The organism is Prevotella communis (genome assembly GCF_022024175.1).
GTDB classification, from domain to species: Bacteria; Bacteroidota; Bacteroidia; order Bacteroidales; family Bacteroidaceae; genus Prevotella; species Prevotella communis.
In genome coordinates, this window is the sequence record NZ_CP091794.1 from 2,834,606 (window position 1) to 2,857,206 (window position 22,601).

Consider the following 22,601-nt stretch of genomic DNA (forward strand, 5'->3'; position numbering starts at 1 on the left):
ATTATCTGATAATCACTTTCTTGTTTCCGATGACATAGATACCTGCAGGCAGACTCTTCACAGCCTCGCTGCGGCTGACACCTTCCTGCAGCAACTGACCGGCCAGAGTATAGACATTAACCTTACCGGTATGAGGCGTTACTTCCACCTCGTCAATACCTACAGGATTCTCATTGGTCAGGTACACCTCGCTCACATAGATCTTTGCCGTAGCAGTCGTACCGTCACTTGTCAGACTGATAGAAGCAATATTGGTGAGGTCAAGTGGCTGATTCTTCTTCACTGCCGTGGTATAGCGGGCCGACTGCAAATCAATCACAGTCACCTTGTTTCTTGCGAGTTCAGAAGCATACCATACATTACTTATCTTGGGACAGATGATAACACCGAAATTAGGCGTTGCTGTTGTCAACGAAATCAGTTTGATAACCAAATATCTGAACTCTGAGATATCAATAGGCGTATCATAAGACCAACCAATACGTCCGTTCTTATTTGGAACAAAGATATGGTTCTTCTCTGTATAGGTACCGCTACCTTTCAGGACCTTCACGTCTTCCTGTCCCAAGGGGAAGTAGGTGCCATTAGCCGTAAACGATGTTTCAAGATTATTGCCCAAAATATCTGTGTAAGAAGCTGTAATGACAGAAGAACCCTGTTTCAGTCCACGCAACTGACCATTAACAATCTCCACATTTTCTGGATTAGACGATTCGAAAGTAACCTGCGATGACACATTCTCCGTGTGCTTATCCTTGAAGGTAGCCGTGATACGGGGCGCATACAAGGCACCAATCTTCAGATACATAGAAGTAGCTGCAGGTGCCAACTGGGTAGCCGTGAACATCGACTCATCCAGCGGTCTGGTGAAAGGCTGATAGAGGGCATCCTCATCGAAATCTTCTTCGGTAGAGAACCAGTCAAAATCGGCAGAACCACCGCCAAGCGCACTGGTAGCATAACAGAACAGGCCGAAACGGGCACCGACAAATACACTCAGGTTGAATCCCATAGAGGTCTCACCACCAAAAGCTGTCCATGTCTTGTTGTCCAGCGAGTAGTAGAACTTCGTCTTACTGGTATTGTAGTTGAAAGAGGCGCGCAGATAGACAATATCTGTCACTGTGGCCGAAGCATACTGTTCCTTCGTTGAGGCAGCAGCACCATCCAAGGCATCCTGGCGCCAGTAGATCTTATATTCACCATTCTTCTTCTCCACACCAATCTGTGCGTAGGGATCCTGGAAGATGCAGATACCGGCACGGTCGCCGTCTGCCAGTTTGGTCACATCCAAACGAATAGTACCAATAGAAGGTTTATCACTGCGCATATAGATACGCTGTGTCAGCGTGTTCTGTGCCTGAGACAACAGGTTGGTGGTACTGGTAGCCTTCAGGCGAAGCCAACCGGCACGCTCAAAGAGGCTATAGCCATTTGCCTGTGGCAGGTGGTTCCACTCCCATTGCATGTCAAGAGGGAAATTGCGGAACACGTCGGTGGTAGTCATCTGTCTGGGATACTCATTGGTACCGGCAGGCTTGGTATAGGTCTGATAAGGCACACCGTTATTGCCGACGATAGGCCAACCATCCACCCATGTAACAGGCTGCAGGTTGGGGAAACGTCCCAGGGCACCAAGGTCTTGCTGCATAATGGTCCACCACTTACCTTCAGTATCTTCGATAAGGGCACCCTGATGGATGGTGTTCACCTGACCATTGATGGTTTTCTCCACCAGCATCTTCTCCTCGTAGGTGCCAAACGGATCGGTAGAACGGAAAGCAACCTGACCACTGGGCCAGCCACCGTATGTGGCATAGATATAATAGTAGTCGCCATGCTTATAGAGGTGGCAACCTTCGAGACCGGCATCATCACGTACCACGACGACCTTACTGCGTAGCTCGTTGAAATTCTCATCCAGTTCCACCATCGTGAGATGATTGATACCGCAAACGATATAGACCTTTCCATTATCGAAAAGCATGCCTGGGTCATAGTAGTTATGTGCCAGACGCTTCACCGTCCATTTGCCCTCGGGGTCGGTAGCCGTGAGCAACCATGCGCGGCTGTCGTTGCCATTAATCAGGATATAGAACTTACCGTCATGATATTTCATAGAGCAAGCCCACATACCCTTAGAGTAGAAGTTCTGACCATTGCGCAGGTTATACCTATCGTCATCGAGCAGTTTCTCCAGTGGGTTAGCACAATATTCCCAGTTCACCATATCCTTCGACTTCAGGATGGTAGCGCCAGGGAAATGAACCATCGTGGTAGATACCATATAATAGGTGTCGCCCACACGAATCACATCAGGATCGGGAATATCTGCCCTCACCACAGGGTTAGTATAAGTGCCGTTGCCATTGTCAGCAACGGGGATATCACACAGATAGTCGGCTACGGGTCTGTCCACCTTGATATAGTCGGCATACCACTCCCAGCAGGCACCACTACATGCCTCTGTATTACCATTGAAAGCGGGAACGGGATGCTTAGGGTCCTGCATCAGCTTGTCCAGGTCGATATAATCGTGGGGATGCGTCAGCGTCATGGACATATTGCCACAATAATCGAGCAGATTCTTGAAACACAGGCCCCACTTCGAGGTTGATGCCGTGGCCCAAGTGCCAAGATTCTTATAAGTAGGCTGTCCCATCTCGTTATAGTGGTCAATCTCCTTTGGTTCCTTCAACGGACTCCAGTCCACCTCAGTGATAATCACGGGATTGGTCTTGACCACAGGCACCGCATCCAGGAAGCTGTTCAGATTATCCTGCTTACTCTTTGTCAGACCGTCACGATCTACCTTCTCATCGCTACAGTTGTACCATCCGGGATAGTCGTGCACAGCATAACCGATGTTATCACCCTTGATAGGATATTTCTTATAGCCACGATAGTTTGACTGATAACCAGAACCTGGTATCCAAATAATACCCTTGAAGCCATTCTCACGAATCTTATCCACGATAGGCTGGAAGAAATCATGCAAGGTAGCATCGCTCTCGCTGCCATTAGCATTTTTCACACCAATAGGCTCATTGGCCAGTTCCAGACTAATCTGACCAGAGAAGTTCTGGATGGTCTTATCCTTTGACACGATATCCCATACCGTGAGCAAGTATTTCTGATAATAGCTATCAACACGAATCTCACCAGGGCACACACCCGGGGGACGTACCACGACATACATGCCATGGGCCATCGCCATCTTCATCAATGGCACATAGAGCACTTCCATGAAATGCTTCAGACGAGCCTCACTGAAATGATGTATGTTAGCTTCGCCGCCTACCTCCTGACCAAGCGGGTCCTTACTCTTGTCGCCACTGACCGTGGTGAATCCTGCAGCATTGACGCTGCCGTCATTTGTCCAAGCCGGATCAAGGTGCAGACGGAACACATCACAGTTAGCTGCCTGCAGTCCTGTATAGAGCTTCTCAAAGTAAGCCATACAGTTCCTGGCTCCGGTATCATTATAGCCACCGCCCCAGCGGTTACCATTAAACCACATACTTGGTGTATCCATACAGCCGTGCAACACCACATGATTACCATAGGTATCCACCAGCCATTTGCCTTCCACATGGAGTGAAGGCAGCGGTTTTACACTCTGTGCCCAACCTGCAAGGCTAAGCATCAATGCCACCGAAAAAACAATCAAACGATTCTTCATAGTGCTTTTCTTTCTAGTCATTGATATATATTATTTTTCACTCTTGCTATATACAAACGCATCCACGTCAACATAGCCGCCAGCTTTCTTGGTGGCATAATTGAAGATTCCGAACTTCGTGCCCATAAAGAAACGACGATAGTCGAAAATCATGCGATAGTTCTCTGTTCCAATCTTTGTCCAGTTCTCGCCATCCAGACTATAATAGAAATTAGCCACATCATGATGACCGGGCTGGAAATCGCCATCAAGGCGGAGGTAGATGATTTGAGACTTGCTTTTTGAGGTTTGAGATTTAAAGGCAGCAGACAGATCCACGGTCTCGATGACTTTAACCTCGACATTGGTCACAGCCTTCTCACGATCTGTGAGGCTCACTTTCTGCTCACTCATCTCAAGGACAGACTTCTTACCCTGCTTCTTGATGGTCAGCACACCGCTGTCGCCATTAAAGGCAGCCAGTCCGGCACAGTCGCCATCCTTCATCTTTGAGATATCCATGGCAATATAACCACTGCAGGTAGGACCCTCCATACGCTGCGTCAGCGTGTTGGGTGCCAAGTACAGGTTCTCCACCACGCGATTGGTCTTCAGACGCAGGAATCCAGGACGCTCCTTCAAGCTCCACGCATTATCGATGGGGTTATGATTCCATTCCCAATGCAAGCCTAACTTCTCACCTGAGAAATCGTCAGAACAAACGATGCCTTTCTCGGGCATTCCACTACGATAAGGACGCATCGTCTCAGGCACCTTTCCATTCTCATCGCCCAACTGTGGCCAACCGTCAATCCAGCGAACGGGACTCAGCGTCAGCACACGACCAACGCCACCACGATCCTGGAACATAATACCATACCAGTCGCCCTCCTCGGTATCCACGATGGTACCCTGTGCCAAATAAGAGAAACCACCGAAGTCAGACTCCAGCACGGTGTTCTTCTCCCATGTGCCATTCAGGTCCTTAGTGCGGTAGCACACCTCACGGCGATGACGGCCAGGGGCATAGACATGAGAAATAAGCAGAGCATAATAAGTTCCATTGTGCTTGATGACACGTGTACCCTCCAACAATCCACGCTCATCGGCCTCACGCTGGAAATAATGACGCAGCGAACCTTCCACAACACCTTTCAGGTCGCGTGTCAACTGACACATCTCGCCTGTTCCAAAGAAAACATAGGGTGTGCCATCCTCGTCGAAGAACAAAGTAGCATCATGGAAATGGCGCAGACGAGAATGGATAGTCCAAGGACCCTCCGCCTTCTCTGCCGTAAAAATATACGTGTCGCCCATAGAACCTGGCTCATTGGGAGCCAGTAAAGCCCAGAATTTCCCATCGTGATATTTCAGGGAAGTGGCCCACTGTCCGCGACCATATACAGTTCCTTCCTGTAGGTCATACTTGGGCGAGTCGGTAAGCTTATCGAAGATATAGCCCACGGTCTCCCAGTTCTTTAAATCTTTTGATGCCATGATAGGACCGCCAGGCATCAGATGCATGGTGGTAGATACAAGATAGAAAGTATCGCCTACACGGATGACATCTGGATCGGGCACGTCGGCCCAAAGCATAGGATTCTTAATTTGCGCTTGTGCGCCGGCTCCCAACAGGAGCGCTGCGGCTAAGGTAAGTAACAGTTTTTTCATTCGTTTTGGGTTTTTATTCTTTACTGCGTGCAAAGGTAAGAAAAAAGATTGTAAAATAACACCTACGTATGTTTCTTATCTGTTTCTATTTGTTGCATATATGCTACAAACACAAAAAGAGGTGCGCTATTTCTAGCACACCTCCTTGATATGAATTGTATCGAAGAATTACTTCACAACCTTCTCAACACGTACTGAACCATCGCTCATCTGCTTCTTCACAATCTGCAGACCCTTGTTAGCCTTGATGACGCGGCGTCCATTCAAGTCATAAACCAGGATAGAACGTACTGAAGGAGCAGCGGCTGTCTCGATGCTGGTCTCCTGGTCCTTCTTGTAGTCGTGACCAGCAAGAGGAGCAATCAGTTTCACAGATGTGATCTCCTCGAAGAATGCCTGAGAAGTACTACCATAGTAGAAGCCAACAGTCAGCTGACCATCCTCAATTGTAATTCCATCTTCTCCGCCGAAATCACCACTACCAGTAAGATAAGCAGCGAAATCTACCTCACGGTCAACTTCTGCACCAGATTCGATAGCAGGATTAGCAGATGTTCTTACGAAAGCACACGTTCCACTTCCAGGATTTTCGTCAGTAGCTGCATTCCAAGAATTGCCGTTGTCATTACACTTAACAGTAACAACATAGGTACCTACAGGCAGTTCAGTAACGGTCTGTTCAACCATTGCATAAGGATTGGGGTGCCAACCAGCGTGAATATCACAATCCTCAGGATATGGAGTGTTAGCGCTGTGGTTCTGTGCACCATCCCAAGAGCTCCATGCGAAGCCGTTACCAGCTACACTGGTCCAACCAGGAACCTCTGTAGAGTTAGCAGGTCCGTAGCAGTTCGGGTTCTTGAAGAATACACTCAGGTCGTAAGAAGGAGTTTCACCCTCATCACCGGCAGGAGCAAACAGTGTAGATTCTTCACCCTTAGCCAGGTCTTCCAGGATAATTGACTTAGCGCGGAATGCAATAGCGTCAGCAATTTCGTCGTTATCGCCAAGCTCAGCATCAGCCTGTACAATCAGAGGATCATCGTCAGCAACACCGAGGCTCTTCAGCAACTCAACACCGCGACGGATACGCTCGTGGAGTGCAGCATAACCAGTGGTAATCTGGTTCCAGCCCTTGGTTGAAGGACCTTCAGTGAGCCACTTGCTAGCCATGGTGATTACGTCAGACAGTTCCTTCTTAGCAGTATTCAGCTCAGCTGTTGTGTAGTACTTAACGAAATCTTTCAGAACAAGTGTGGTAACCTCTTCCTGAGTATCCTCATTGAATGTGGTTTCATCACCATAAGTACAGTACTTATTTACAATAGTAACCAGATTCTTGAAGTACTCAGTATCAATGAACTTAGACTCTTTCTTCTCTACCCAGAGGTCGAATGCCTGCTGAGGCAACTTGTCGTACTCGTCGCAAAGTGCAACGTGGTCTGTCAGAGCCTTTGCAGTTTCGTTAAGTTCCTCGGTCTTCTTAGCATAAGTAGAAGGAGCATAGTAAGAACCCATATTAGCCTCAACCTCCTTAATCAGGTTATCCAGAGCAGTGAAGGCCTCACCGGCATAACGCTCACCATTATTAGTATCGCGTGTGGTCTTAGCATCAGCAAGAGCAGTCTGCAGGGCCTTGGTCTCAACAATACCCATTACGTTAGGAATGTATTCAACCTTAACGTCACCGAAGCAAACAGGGTCATCGTATCCAGCAAAAGAACCATTCTCCTTACTTGGAACCAGACGAATCACGAAATTACCAGCCTCAGAAGGAGTAACGGCAAGGTCAAAGTTAACAGCCAGCTTAGAAGTCTTCTCAGGAGTAATTGCCTGGAAGTCCTCAGCCAAAATAGCTTCAGAATCAATCAAGCTACCATCCTCAGTACTTACAGCTGCCTCTGGAAGAACCTGAACACGCAAAGCAACATCAGATCTGTCATGACGGCAAGCCTTCAATGTGACGTGGTATGTCTTACCAGCCTCAAGAGCCAGCTTATAATCATCGTCGATACCATAAACAGCCACACCACCTTTGGCAGCATCACGCTGGGCAATGTATACGAGGTCTTCAGAGAATGCACCCTGATTGTGCATAATACGGCAACCAGAACCAGAGTTTGCAGGCTGCAGAGCTGCACCAGCATTTACATACCAACCAGCACCATTAGCGTCGACACCTTCAGTTGCGAAGTTAGAAGTATAGATAACTGCAGGCTGATCATCACCATCAAGAGAAACAGGACCAAAGCTGTACTCAACAGTGATAGGATTCTGCAAAGCGAAATCTTTACCATACTTGCCTTCAGCAGCTGAGATAACGAAATCATTAACACCATTCAAAGGAGTATCAGAAGCACGAGTAAACTTAACAACCTTAGCAAAACCGTCTTCCTCATTGACACCAGCAGCTGTAAGAGATTCACTACCCAACTTAGCGACTATAGAAGAAACCTGTACAAACTGATTAAAGGTTGCAGTAATTTCTTTAAAGTCAGCAGGCAGATTGAATGAACCAGCCTCAGGTGAAATCTCTATCAATTCAGGCTCACCATACAGATAAGAGGCATAACCTGCGTCAGCCAGTGCAGCAACGTAAGTAGCAACAAGACCACTAATCTCAGGAACGGCCTCGCCTTCCCATTTACCAGTAGCAAAAAGCAGACGATGAGCAGCGTCCTCTGGATTCTTGAAAGCAATCTTCACCTCATTATCGTCATAGATATCATCTTCAACGAAGATATACAGATTACCATCAGCAAAACCCTCAACAGATACAATATTAACAGGATCGCCATCAACTGTAACAGTAGCAACACTATTGTCATAGATCAAGGTAGTAGTTCCAGCAGCCTTCACCAATTCCTGCATATTGGTTGTACCACCGAAATCAACACGGATAACGTCCGCAGCAGCAGTAATATTAACAGCGCTCAAGGGATTAGAACCACCGAGGTCAGTACCGAACTCAATATTATCAAAGAAGAATTCCGTACCACCATTACCTGGTAGCCAACCATTGTCATCAGCATTACGCTCATCACCATTATTCAAGTCAAAGGCAATGCTCTGGAAATCGTCAACACCAATCTCACCAGACCATTCATAGTCAGTCCACTCAGTGCCTACGGTAAATTCATTGATCATGCCACCTTTCCATTGACGGGGCTGAGCCTGTGCAGAGGTAGTAACATGAGACTCCTTGCTAGCCTTAATAGCCATCTTCAACTTCCACTTAGTTCCCTTAGGCATTACTTCGTCAGCCTTGATATAGAACTGAGTATGCCAAGTCTGTGTAGGTTCTGCAAAAGCAGTCACCTTGAAGCACTTGCTACCATCAACGCCACCTTCAACAATCTCAGGTGAATCAGGAGCTGAATCACCATTGTTAGGACCATCCAGAGAAACAGGGAAACTTGAGAGATCTTCACCCTCAGCATCACCATTGTTAATCATACTGAGAATACCAGTAACAGGCTTAACAGTACCAATAAGTTCGATGTTCTTAACAACACCACCAGTACCGCCACCAGGCACCTTAATAGCATTCAGGTGAACATACTCGTAAGAAGACAAATCAAATTCGATTGTGCCATTCTCTTCAATGTTCTTAATCAATTCAACATACGCACCACCATCGGCATCACCAGTACCACCCTCAACGAATGGAACACGGTTCAACATCAGACGAATGCTCATACCAGGAGTACCAGTAACAATCATCTTCTGGGTACCTGTCAGGTCTGCGTACCACAGACAATAGACATTTGAACTACCAAAGATAGTTCCATAGGCAGCAACCTCCTTGTAGAGGTTTGACTCGCAGGCAAACGGATTGTTTGATTTGGGCTCTGGAGCGGGATCCGTGTCTTCGGTAGCCCCAGGCTGATCGCTTGTCCATGCCTTAAACATCGACTTATCGAGCTCTGCGCGATAAATCTTCTGAGCCATCGCATCAGAGACGCCCAACATCGTGAGCACCAGTGCGAGCAGCATCATGTAAGTTTTTCTCATGTGCATAAAGTTTTAAGTTAATAATTAAGTTAATAAAATGTGAATAATAAATGATAGTTTCGATTTTAAACGCCGCAAAGTTAATATGAATCGCGCGAACACTATTTGATTTTTGTCTCATAGACTTTGTTTTTTGTCCAAAAACATAAAAATACGCGTATTGCAAATACTTTTGCAACGATACATAGAAAGAAAAACGTGAGTATCTGAATCAGAAACTCACGTTTATATAAAATCAAAACGGGGTATTTTATGCATCTACCTCACCATTTTTCTCAGCATACTCCGACGGTGCGATACCGAAATGTTTACGGAAGATGGTGGAGAAATGAGCCAGATTTGAGAAGCCTACGGTATAAGCCACCTGCGTGACATTGATTTTTTGCTCACGCAGCAGACGGGCAGCCTGCTCCAATCGGATATTACGAATAAACTCTGAGGTAGAGATACCCGTCATCTCTTTCATCTTACGATGCAGCTGTGCACGACTGATACCAACTTCCTGTGTCAGCATATCCACATTGAAGTCGCTATTCGACAGGTTTTTGTTCACCGCCTTCATGATACGTTCCATGAGCAGTTCATCATTACCCTTCACCTCTGGCTGTTCCAGTTTATCCACCTGCTGCTGGGCACCGCTATACTTACCCTTCAGACGCTGGCGACCCTGGATCAGGTTCTCAATCACCATGTGGAGTTCTTCAAGGTCGAAAGGTTTGGCCAGGAAAGCATCTGCACCGCGCTCGAGACCCTCCAGGCGGTTGGCCACATCGGCCTTGGAAGTAAGCATCACCACGGGGATATGTGCGATATTGACATTGGTCTTAATCATGCGGAGCATAGTGAAGCCGTCCATCTCAGGCATCATCACATCGCTCACCACGACATCATATTCGCCTGTGAGCAGTTCTTTTATGCCTTCCTTACCATTAGGACTTGTGGTGAACTTATAGTAACGTCCTAGTTCAGTAGAGATATAACGGCAGATTTCCTCATCATCATCAACAACCAGCACACGATGTTTGTTGGATGTCAGGTGTTGGGTATTGGGAGACTGTTGAGCGTCAACTGTTTCCACGACAACCTCCTGCTCCGTCAGATGCTCCTTACCCAATGGCAGACAGACCTCAAAGACAGAACCCTTCTCACCCTGACGGTTACGAGCCTCGATAGTACCATGGTGCATATCGACAATCATCTTACAGAGGTTCAGCCCAATGCCCGTACCGTCAATATGCAGGCGATAAGAGTTGGTGCCCTGATAGAAGCGGTCAAAGATATGCTTCAGGCTGTCACCATCAAGTCCCACACCGGTATCAACGACCTGGAGCTTGAGATTCTTGTCATCGTGCGAGAGATTGACATCTATCGTACCGCCATCGAAACTGTACTTAAAGGCATTTGAAAGGAGATTGGTTACCACCTTATCAAACTGACTACGGTCAACCCAGGCCTCCAGGCGTTCGTCCTCATGATTGAAACGGAAGGTGATATGACGTTCGCTGGCATTATACTCGTACATCTTACAGATGCCATTGACGAATTTCACCATATCCGTCTGCTGACAATGCAACTGCAACTGCTGCTTGTCTATCTTACGTACATCCAGGATCTGATTCACCAGATTCAGGATACGTTTCGCATTATGCTCGATGGTATCGATATCGCGCAGGGCATCCGTCTGATCAGTGCCGGTAAGACGACGTTTCAGGTTGGCCAGCGGACTCATAATCAATGTCAGCGGCGAACGGATATCGTGCGTGGCATTAATCAGGAATTTCATCTTTTCTTCGTTCATCTGCTCGGCAGCACGACGACGATAGGTCACAAAGACATAGATACCTATGGACATCAGGATGGCGAAATAGATGAAATAGGCCAGCTTGGTGCGATACCAAGGAGCACGTATCTCCAATACGACCTCTTTCTCTGGCGTATATTCCCCACCCTGCTGGGCACGCACATGGATATGATAAGTACCGGGCTGCAGGTGGCTCAACGTAAATTCATTGACACCAACCGGATTACGAATCCAGTCACCATCATCAACACGATATTCGAAAATCACGTTCATGGGATTATCGAAATTCATCTGCGAGAAGCCCAGCGTAATCGTATGGTCCAGATAGCTCAGCGTGAAATGATCACTCTCGCTCACCGGCTTATCTGTAACAATGACACCATTCAGTTCGGTATTACAGGTCACAGCACGACCACCGACAAGCACACCTGTCAGTTGCAGAGGTGCCAAAGAGGCGATATCATCCTTAAGATCCTTGGGATTGAACACCGTGAGACCATCACTATGGGCGAAGAAGATACGGTCTTCATCCGTGTGCATACCAACACCATAAAGGAATTCCTTCTGGGTAAGGCCATTTCCTCCTACATAACCGATAAAATTATGCGAATTGACCTGATACTTCCAGATACCCTGTGAGGTAGAGCACCACAGGTTGTTATCATTTGACTGGACGATATAACAAACTGTCTTATTATTAAGCTGTTCACTGCCTGGGAAGCGTTCCACCTGATGTGCCCTGCGGTCGTAGAGATACAGTCCCTGTTCGGTACCAATGGCAATAAAGCCACGGAGAGAACGGCCGTCGGGCAACTGTCCGCCACGTAATTCGCAGACATCGAAGCATACGACACCTTCGAGCAATGTTTCCCATCCTTGCGAACGGAAACTGCCCGTACTGGGTTCGTAGCAAGACACGCCATAAGATGTGGCCATCCATATCAATCCTTGCGTATCGGACGACATGCCCATAATCCAGTTATTGCACAATCTGCCACGCACAGAGTCATTCTGATAGAAATTATAGTTGCGCAAATCACCTGTCTGAGGGTCATAGATACAGAAACCACGAGAATAGGTGGAGATATAGATACGGCCACTGGAATCACTGGTCATATCATTAAAGCGGTCACAGTCATATGTCACCTTCAGCTCTGAACGGCCTGTTACGGGGTCATAGGCAAACAAGCCATCGTCAGTACCCACCCAATAACGCTGCTGACGGTCACGGAAAATAAACTCCACGGCATCCGGTGATGCAGGATGGGCAACGACACGTCCCTCGGTATTAAAGCCGTAGATACCTACGCCCTGTACCGTACACCACACCATTCCATTGTCGCCTTCGCAAACGGAAGATATCGTAGAACCAAGGTTGACTCCCTGAGACAAGAAGTTCCAATTCTTAAACGGCATGGGACGCAGGGGCATCAACAGCAGGCCTTTGCGGTGACAGCCCAGCCACATATTACCGCTACGGTCAAAAAGAATGCTACTGACCTTTGCGGTGTTAGAGTCAATGCCATAGGCATCTATAGCAACACGCTCCAAACGGCGGGAATGGTCTGACGACAGGCGGTAAAGTCCCTGACCACGTGTACCTATATATATATTACCTCCTTCATCAATAGACACATTGGTGAAAACGGCCTCACGGGATACAGCCTGACTCACATCAATGTTGGCGACACCCATCTTGCCATTGCGGTATGACATGAAACCATGCAGACAAACGACAAGTACCTCGCCATCATGTTCTACGAAACCTTGCGGATTACCTACCTGCGACTTGAAACGGGTCACCTTTTTACCATCGTAAACCACAATGTCTTCATCAAAGCCGCTCTTCCATACCCAGCCGCGACTGTCCTCAAAGAGGCGACTGAAATACATCTCTCGACGACTGGCATTAACATCTTCCAACTTGCCACTTGGGCCTAATTTGAAGATGCCATAGCCCGATGTACCAACCAGGATACTGCCATCCTTGCTCTGGCACAGGCTGGACACACGAGGTTGGATATTATTGGGGAATGGATAATGTACAAATGTCTCCGTATCATGATCAAAACGATCCAGACCTCGGTTGGTACCTATCCACAGGCGTCCCTCACGATCATTGAGTAACGATACCACCACATTAACGGAAAGGGAACTGGGATCTTTATCATCATGAAGAAACGTCTGGAAACGGTAGCCATCAAAACGGTTCAAGCCATAGTCGGTACCAATCCATACAGAACCCTGGCGGTCCTGACACAAATCAGAAATAAGACTGCTGGAGAAGCGGTCGGATGAAATAAAATATCCTGCCTGAGCAAAAGACAGCCCAGAAAAGAGTACTGACAGGAGCAGTAATAATATGGTACGTTTCATACGTTCGTTATGGTAAAACATGCATTATCCGGATGCAAAGATACAAAAAAGAAAAGAAAACAAAACTTTTTATTAAGTTAATTTTTCTTTTGTTTTTGTTTCATGAGGCCAAAAACAGGCATTTATAACAATCTCAGGTTAAAAATGACAAAAACAAAACGGTCACCGATATTCTCATACAGGTGACCGTTTGCATTAGTTTTACCATAACTAATATACTACAAAACTAAAATCCAACTACTAACTATAACTATAAAATGAATCATTACTATTATCATCTAACATCACTTTGTCTTATCGACGATGCAAAAGTACGACCTTTTTCCGTTATAGACTATATCAAATGTTTCGTTTCTTTACGTTTTTGAACATTTATCACTTTTTCTGCGAAAATGCAACCATTTGACAACCGTTGGAAACAAATGAAGTATATAATCGCCTTACGGACGAGGTAAATACCAGTTCTTTTTGTCCATCAAGAGGGCTCTCAGGGCATCATCCGCCTTTCCATTCTGCTTGGAAATGGGGTCGGCAAGGTATTCTGGAGCGTTACGGCGGAGTGCCACACGCATCAAATCGTAATAACGATAGCCCTCGAAAGCACCCTCCAATGCCATTTCCTTGATAATCATGTCCTCAATCTTTGGAATCTGGTAGTTGATGGTATCCTGACGGGTGGCAGCCTCACCTGCGGCTGGCATCGGCATGCGGTAGAGCGTATCACACTCAGCGCTGCCAGAACCACGGGAATGTATGCCCTGGGTATTCTCGCTTGTAAACAATGTCACGTCAAAGTCGATAAGCGTGCCGGCTTTCACCTGCTCCAGGCTGTCCACATGCTTTGCGACCATATCAGGATAGAGTCCATACTTCAGAACTGCGAAAGCAGACTGAGGACAACCAGCACGGTTCAGGGCTTCAGCATAACGCAGGTAAACCATATTGGCGCGATAAAGAACTACCTCTTCAGAACTGAACTTATAGATATACTGATATTCATTTGAAACACGTCCGAAACGGTCTGCGCTAGTTACAACATTCGAGTAAAGAGCACCAAGGCGCAAGTCACCCAGATATTCCTTCTTCGTCAGATTCTCCCTGGGAGCATAAAGCGTATCAAGAGAACCATCTACTTTTGTCTGGATATAGCAATAGTCACATGATGCTGACAAATCGCGGAGCTGCTGGGTTGGCATCACCTGGGCATACTGCATATTCAAGCTTGTAGAATTGAAGATATTCACGAGTTCGCTATGGATACCGTAAAACTCATTAATCTCCATAGGGATAGCCCACAAGCACTCGTTACCGCCAAAAGAGAGGTTGTCGCTGACGAGACGGAACTCCTTGGTATCCGTATCATCCCAAAAGGCATGAGCCGTACCAGTAGTCACAGGACTTGTACGCAAGGCCAGATAGTCGTGATAATACATTGCAGCCTCATCATAACGACCAGCCCAGAGGCAAAGGTCGCCCAACAGGGCACGGATGGGGATGAAGAATTTCTTTGAAGGTCTTTCATCAATATTACCATAGCCAGGAACAGGTGTGTCCACATAGGGTTTCAAGTCATCAATGAAATATTTGCAGATTTCATCAATGCCCACAGGTGTCTGGTTCATCGCATTCTGGGCAGCCTCCTCAGTAAGCAGGGGCTCTGTTACCAGGGGAACTTCACCATAAATCTGTGCCAACTGCAGATAAGTCCATGCGCGGAAACCCTTGACGGCAGCGTACTCACGTTCAAAAACAGTACGGTCATGGCGTACCAGGTCCTTTTTGACGTTAGTCAGGAAATAGTTACAGTTATTGATAACAGCATAATAGTCACTAATACGGTTATATGCATTCTCCGTGTCAACAGTGAAGTTGGCTACAGCCTTCAGATCCTTGGAAGCAGCAGCCTGGACAGTCGTCAGGTCACCACGCACCTCACCCAGGATGACCGTACGGTCAGCAATGGTCTGAAGCTTATAGATAATACCCATCACGCTATAAACGCTGTCTGAGGGTGAATCCAAATGATTATCCTTTTCATACTCCACCAACTCGCTGTCGGTCTCCATCAAGTCAGCGCAGGAAGAAAACATCACACTGGTAGCCATCAACAAACAGCCAACGCCTATCATCCATTTATTATATACCTTGATATTCATAATTTTCAATTTTCAATTATCAATTTTCAATTTACACTTAGAGGTTCACCTTCACACCAAGAGCGAAAGAACGGGCGTTGGCCAGCAAGCCACGGTCGATACCCTGCAACAAGGCATTGCCACTTACGCCACAGTCGGGATCACTACCCAGATAACGGGTAATGGTGAAGAGGTTGTAGGCTCCACCCCAGAGTGTGATACCCTGCAGGTAAGTGCTGCGGATGGGGATAGAATAGCTCAGTGTGACATTGCTCAGGCGCAGATAGCTGCCATCCTCAATCCAACGGTCACTGAAACGACTGTTACCCATAGGATCACCATAGCTGATACGAGGCATATTGGTCTGCTGGTTCTCACCAGTCCAGCGAGTCAGCATGGCCGTGGTCTGGTTGTAGAAACGAGAGCCACCCTCGAGCAGTGAGCGCTGATAGTTGTACACATCATTACCGATAGAATAGCGGAATGTGGCATTCAGAGACCAGTTCTTCCAGTTGAAGCGAGTATAGATATTACCGTAGATATCGGGATTGGGGTCGCCAATAACAAAACGGTCGTCGTCATTAATGATACCATTATTATCCTTGTCGACGAAACGCATGTCACCAGCAGCGAAATACTGCTTCTCATCACGGTCGTTCACCAGATAATAGCCATCGGCATCGGCCTCAGCCTGAGTGGCATAGACGCCATTGGTCTTAAAGCCATAGAACACGCCGGCAGCAGTGCCTACCTGTGAGAGAATCGTAGCACCATAGGCCTCTGTCTCAAATGATCTGTTGTTATTGGGCAGTGCAGTAATCTTGTTCACATAGTGACCTGCAGATGCTCCCAGTTCCCATCCGAAGTCCTTCAGGTTGAGCACCTTCAGACTGGCACCTACCTCAAAACCTTCGTTTTCAAGCTTACCATCGTTGCTCCAGTTCTCTGCCAAGCCACTGGTCCAGGCCAACTGGCGCAGGGTAAGCAGGTTGCTGGTCCATCCCTTGAAATAATTGACATGGGCATTCAGGCGGTTATTGAAGAAATTACCCTCCAAACCAAGTGTCAGGCGATTGGTAGTTTCCCATTTCAGGGAAGTATTACCGATATTACCAATAGACTTTCCGTCAACCTTCTGAGTCAACATATTATTAGGAATGAAATAGGTCTCTGAAGCGATATAGTCAATATTATCATTACCTGTCACATCAAAACCGGCATTCAGACGCAGATAGTCAATACCCTTGACATTAGCCAGCCATTTCTCGTTGCTGAGCACCCATGCGGCATTCACGCTGGGGAAGAGGCCCCATACCACGCCACCGAGTTTCAGACCGTCGGCATCACTACCGAAACGTGAACTGGTCTCGGCAGAGAAACCAGCCTGGACATAGTATTTCTCAGCCCAGTTATAGTCGGCCTGAGCATACCATGTAAGATCGCGGCTCTTGTCATCTGCACCCCATGTAGACTTATAGTTACGGGTATTACCGGTGTTGGGGTATTTATCATTACCCGTATCGTAACCACGCTGGGCTGTCAGCTTGTACTTGCTGCTCTGGTAGCGTACGCCGCCAAAGACATCAATCTTATGAGCACCATAGCGGTTGTTCCACATCAGACGGGTGTCACTCACGATAGCATTCTGACGTGCAGCCATGCTCTGTGCCATATTCGTCACCTGGATATTGCTTGAAGTCATCAGGCGGAAAGGAGGCGTACCCTCAAGAGGCAGGTAATAGTTCTCGTTGGTATTTACCAGCGTGAAATTGAAATGCTCCTGCAGTGAGAGGTGGTCATTGAACTGATAATGCGGTGTGATGCTGAAAGTCACCATACGGTTACCAGACTCATTACGGTTCTCGCCATTACCCAGATTCAGGATAGCTGTGGGGTTAGCCAAGCGTACTGCATTGGCATAGATATTGCCATCATCCTCGAAAGCCTTGCTGGCATAATCGTCGGCAGCCGACAGATAATGACTCAGTCTGCCGTTGACGTCGTATGCATAAGGTGAAAGGAATGGCGACTTAATCAGTGAGAGGAAACCAGGTGCCGTTACCGTACCCACGGTCAGGTCGGCAGGCGCACCGTCATCACGCAAGTCACGGTTCACGTCACTATAGGCAGCATCGAAACGTACATCGAGTCCACGGAACACATGGATATCGGTGTTCAGTCGCATGTTGAAACGTGAAAAATCGTTTCCGCGCTGTGTAGCCTCGCCAAAAGAGTAGCCTACAGAGAGGTTATAGTTAGCCACCTCATCACCACCCTGCACATTGATACCGTAGTTCGACACAAAGGTGTTATGATAAACCTCCTTTGTCCAGTCGGTATTATTATGATAGGTCTTATAATAATAATTGCTGGGATCGGCATTGACAAACTCCATGCTCTGTACATTAGAGGTGAGTCCGCTCAACAACTCAGTAGCATAGAGGCGATAGTCCTCTGCACCCATCATCTTTGGCAGACGGGGCTGGAGCATAAACTGACCGTTGATATTCACATCAATCTTGGTAGCCATCGACTTATTGCGCTTGGTCTTGATGAGCAGGACGCCACCAGCTGCCTTGGCACCATAGATAGCCGTACCGTTCTTCAACACGGTGACACTCTCAATATCAGTAACGCTCAAGTTGGCCAACAGGTTATTATAGTAACCGGAATGCAACATCTCGCGGTCGTACTGCATGTCTGTGATGACACCATCAATCACAACCAGGGGCTGGGCATTTGTCTGAAGACTAGTCAGACCATTCATAAAAATGGTATTACCAATACCCAACTGGCCACTGCGGCCAACAGAATGGATATCAGCCCCCAACTGCTCTGCCACCAGGGGGTCGATGCTTACCTGAGCCGTATTCTCGAAACCTTCGGCACGACGACTGGATACAGATGTTGTAGAACGCTCATAGATAGGACTGAACGTATTAGGATAAAGCTCTGCGTTGGTCTTTTCCGTATTGGTACGGATAGCTTTCTGCAGGACCTGATAGCCCTCAACACGCATACTGACACTGCTCACGTACTCGGGCACCTTCAACTCATAGGCACCAGTCTCATCAGTCATGGCAGTAAAACGATGGTTACCATAGGCTTCAACGATGACACCGGCCAAAGGCTTGCCCGTGGCAGCATCCATCACATAACCGCTCACCTTCTTCATCTCCTGAGCTGTCACTGTCAAGGGCAAAAAGATAAAGAGGCAAGAAGGCAGAATACCTTTTACTATACCTTTTATATTATTATAGATTACTGTTTTCATATTCGTTCTATTTTTACTTTTTACTCTTCACTCTTCATTTTCTTGGGACGCAGGTAGATGCAGTCGAGCAACATCTCGCGTGAATAGTTTGGAGTATCCTTAGCCAGAATGCTACATCTCAGTTTAACCGTTACCTTGTTATTCGTCTGACCATAGTTGCAGACGGGGAACTTAAAGTCCTCGGCAACCACTACGGTATCAACGACCTCCGGACGGGTCTTGAACTTCTGCTTATTACCGCAGTCAAATGTCTTTGCATTACCATTCTCATCAACATAGTTGATTTCTGCCTGGAACTGACAAGGCTTCAGATTGGTCTTGGTGGGGTCATAGACCGTCTGAGGCAGTGTTACGATACAGATATCGTAGGTACCTGCCAACGTGTTGCTCAACTTAAAGGTCATCGTCCAGTTACTGGTGTTCTTCTCAGGAGAGATAACCAGGTACTCATTCTCCGACACGCTATCTGCCACATGATGAAGCGTGGTGTAACTTGACAAGGTATTATCAATAATCACGCCCTTAGCCTCACCCTCGCAGCGAATCTCGCGCTGATAGGTCATCTGTGGTGTGAACGGCCACTTGTCCGTGGTGTAGAGCGTACCATTACTGCAGGCAGACGGTGTAGCACCATAGAAGATACCACCTTCTTCAAACGGCTTATAGAACACATGATACTTGGGATACTTCTTATCATATGCCCGCGTTTTCAGTGAGTCTTCAGGACTGGCCTGAATGGTACGACTGAAAATGGCATCTGCCAACAGGGCCGAATTGGCATATAAACGCTGCAGAGAGTCACCGCCCTCAACCTTTGAGTCATAACGGAAATACGACATAGCCTCCTGCCATACGCGCTGCCATTCGTCATTTGAAGGCACAATCATATAATAGGTAGAGTCTTCATCGGCTATTCTGCCAACCTGTTCCAGCAATTTGTTACGTTCAATGAACACTGAATCCACATAGAGCTGCTCACCGTCAACCATGTCACCTTCCACGGAAAGTGAAGGACTGAACTCATCCTCCTCGTAACTGGTCAGCTGTTCACCAATCTTCGTATAACGGTCATCGTTTATCAGCACCTCGTAGAGGTTATGACGGTAAGGTAGCGTATTCTCCAAAACATGCAGGATGCCACCTTTAGCCCTCATATTCTTCTCTTTCAGATTAACGCCCATCACCTGTCCATTGCCAATAGACGCACGTTTGGTGTTAAGCAGGAAGAAATCCGTGGGCTGGTCTGTATCATTCGTCAGACTGAACGACAGGTGATTACCCACGAATGAGCGTACCACCATAGAGTCACCCTTATCTGTTTCCAACAGGGCAAGCACAGAGTCCTTATTGAATGTGCCATTGACGGGTGCCAGCACGGTATAGGTCTGCGAGCCATTTAGGAGATCAGCATAACTGATATCCGTCTTTTTATGCTGGCGCAGCACCATCGTCTTGCTGAGCACCTCACTGAAATCGCTCAATTCCGGGTTCTGCTGGATGGTCTGCCACAAAGACTGCTGACCACCGGCCTGCGCAACAGGATCCTCATAATGGTCGTCCCATTCGCTGCAGGCCGTTGTCAGAGACACGGCCCCGCAGCCTACGCAGAACGCTAAGAAATAATGTTTGATATTATTCGTTGTCATAATTATCAATTTTCTTTTTTCGATTGTCAATTAGAATGGATTTTCACCTTCCGGATCATCATAGACATCCTTGGGACAGAGTTCTACGTAGTCAAGAGACATATAGAGCGAGTTACCCGGCAGGATCTGGCGGAAACGCAGCCAGTAGTCCTGGTCGGCACGCATCGTCTGACGTACAAGGATACGGCGCAAACAGTTGCTCTGGTCACGCAGACTGGTACCATTACGTGTACCATAGCTGGCCATAGCCTTCATGAAACCACGGTTACGCATAGCCTTATCGTTTGCGCGGTCTTCCTCCACATCACCAGTATCGTCCACACGACCGGCATTACTATCAAGGATACGGAAGCTGACAGGGATACCGCAGGCCTCATTATTCAGGTAAACCTGGGCAATACCACGGTCATCACCCTGTGAGTAACCGATACGTACCTCATAAGTACCATCCATAGGCACAGAAGGCAGTTTGATAGAGGCATCGAAGCGCTCACCGGTGATACATACACCACTACCCTCATAGTGTACCCATCCTTCCTGCTCATTTCCACATCCCACGAAGGTATTTGCATTGTGCATCTTGAAGTTCATCAGATAACCATGCTTGTAGCCAATCATCATACGGTCCTTACCCATGTAATAGTAACGTGCATGAGAGTTCATGAACTCAGGACTCAGACAGCTGCTGTCGATACGGATACGGCGGTTGAGCACATTTGAGCGTACATCCTTGGAATAAACCAGGATACCGTCGATATAGTGATAGATACCGTTACTACACTCAGCGCCCTTTTCCTTCAGCACATGGATACCTTCCTGTTCCACCGTCTTCTTAGGTTTCGTCCATACACCATTCACAGAAGCATAAGTCTCCTTGCGGTTGATATAGACCTCTTCACCGGCAGGACTGCTGAAACGCATGATGGTATGAGGAGCCATTGTCTCGAAATATTCTTCAGGGTCGTAAGACTCTACCAGGAACTTGTTCTTCCAGAGTGCACCCTTACAGTGAACCCAGTAGTCACGGTCGCCCTTACATGGCATCAGGTGATAACTGATGAAACGGTTCAATGGGTTACGACGATCCTTGTAGTCGTTGTCGTAGTCCAAGTCATCGGGGTAAGACTCATGATAGATCGTGTTGGCAAACTGAATCAGTTCATCCAGGTTATGGATACCATTTGCCTCAAAGACAGAGTCGGTTTCCACAAAGGCCGTAAACATGAACTTACGTTCCTTGGGGTAATAGGTCGTTGTCTTCTGGCCAGAGCCGTCACCGGCCGTAGAGTTTACCACGCCAAAGCCTTTACCACCGATAGCAGAGTCGGGGTCTACTGTATAGGTCTGGTCGATATACTTCATCAGCGAGTCGGCCATGCCAGTCAGACGAAGAGCCTGATAGAAGATGCTCAGCTTGGGATTCTGTTCAATCAGGGCTGGCAGCAAGTCGTTGCTGGCCTTGATGACATGGTCAATGACATGAACTACGCCATTGGTCACCGAGTCGTCACGCTGAATCAGACGTGATTTCTCGTTGACATAGAATACCAGCGCATTATTATTGACCACATCACTGTCCGAGGTCATGTTGATATAGTTATCATTCATGTTGACTGGCGACACCTCATCACCCATATCGGTTGTGAAGTAAGCCTTGTCACTCACAATATGCGTGCGTGAGAGGGTGTCACAAATCTCCTTAGGAAGACTGTCAACACAAGGATAGCCTTTCTCTTTCAGATACAGCTGGATAGCTTCATTGGTTGGAGCGAAGACGGTATAGTGTCCGTAAGTCTTCAGCATACCAAGATAGTTACCCTTCTGGAGGATATACTTGAAGTCACTGAACTGCGCATCATCGGCCTCGATGAACTCTGCAGCAGTGAGACGTACCGAAGAATAGAAATTCAGAGGTGCGTCGCTGTCGTCGTCAGAACAAGAAGTCGTCACTGCGCCAACAGCCAACAGGCAACATGCAGCGGCCAGTTGCCATATATTTCTATATATTTTCATTATATTCATA

General features: G+C 47.3%; 8 protein-coding genes. All 8 read right to left on the minus strand.

The annotated features are described in order from the left end of the window. Position 1 precedes the first annotated feature (1 nt). On the minus strand, positions 2 to 3,682 hold the full coding sequence (locus L6466_RS11445) for a family 43 glycosylhydrolase (RefSeq protein ID WP_237802800.1): 3,681 nt from the start codon (positions 3,680 to 3,682) through the stop codon (positions 2 to 4). A gap of 30 nt (positions 3,683 to 3,712) precedes the next feature. Then, on the minus strand, positions 3,713 to 5,332 hold the full coding sequence (locus tag L6466_RS11450) for a glycoside hydrolase family 43 protein (RefSeq protein ID WP_237802799.1): 1,620 nt from the start codon (positions 5,330 to 5,332) through the stop codon (positions 3,713 to 3,715). Between the two features lie 168 nt (positions 5,333 to 5,500). Beyond that, positions 5,501 to 9,346, minus strand: coding sequence for a hypothetical protein (locus L6466_RS11455; protein WP_237802798.1), 3,846 nt, complete (start codon positions 9,344 to 9,346; stop codon positions 5,501 to 5,503). A 250-nt stretch (positions 9,347 to 9,596) separates the two neighbouring features. Then, the gene (locus tag L6466_RS11460; protein ID WP_237802797.1) at positions 9,597 to 13,523 is read right to left on the minus strand and encodes a hybrid sensor histidine kinase/response regulator transcription factor; all 3,927 of its coding nucleotides are present in this window, start codon (positions 13,521 to 13,523) and stop codon (positions 9,597 to 9,599) included. 440 nt (positions 13,524 to 13,963) lie between these two features. After that, on the minus strand, positions 13,964 to 15,679 hold the full coding sequence (locus tag L6466_RS11465; RefSeq protein ID WP_237802796.1) for a RagB/SusD family nutrient uptake outer membrane protein: 1,716 nt from the start codon (positions 15,677 to 15,679) through the stop codon (positions 13,964 to 13,966). Between the two features lie 37 nt (positions 15,680 to 15,716). Further along, positions 15,717 to 18,932 (minus strand): SusC/RagA family TonB-linked outer membrane protein, encoded by a 3,216-nt coding sequence (locus tag L6466_RS11470; RefSeq protein ID WP_237794862.1) that lies wholly within the window; start codon positions 18,930 to 18,932, stop codon positions 15,717 to 15,719. Positions 18,933 to 18,952: 20 nt separating this feature from the next. Beyond that, entirely contained in the window at positions 18,953 to 20,578 is a 1,626-nt protein-coding gene (locus L6466_RS11475; protein WP_237802795.1) for a hypothetical protein, read from the minus strand. Between the two features lie 30 nt (positions 20,579 to 20,608). Then, positions 20,609 to 22,591, minus strand: coding sequence for a fasciclin domain-containing protein (locus tag L6466_RS11480; RefSeq protein WP_237802793.1), 1,983 nt, complete (start codon positions 22,589 to 22,591; stop codon positions 20,609 to 20,611). Positions 22,592 to 22,601 lie beyond the last annotated feature (10 nt).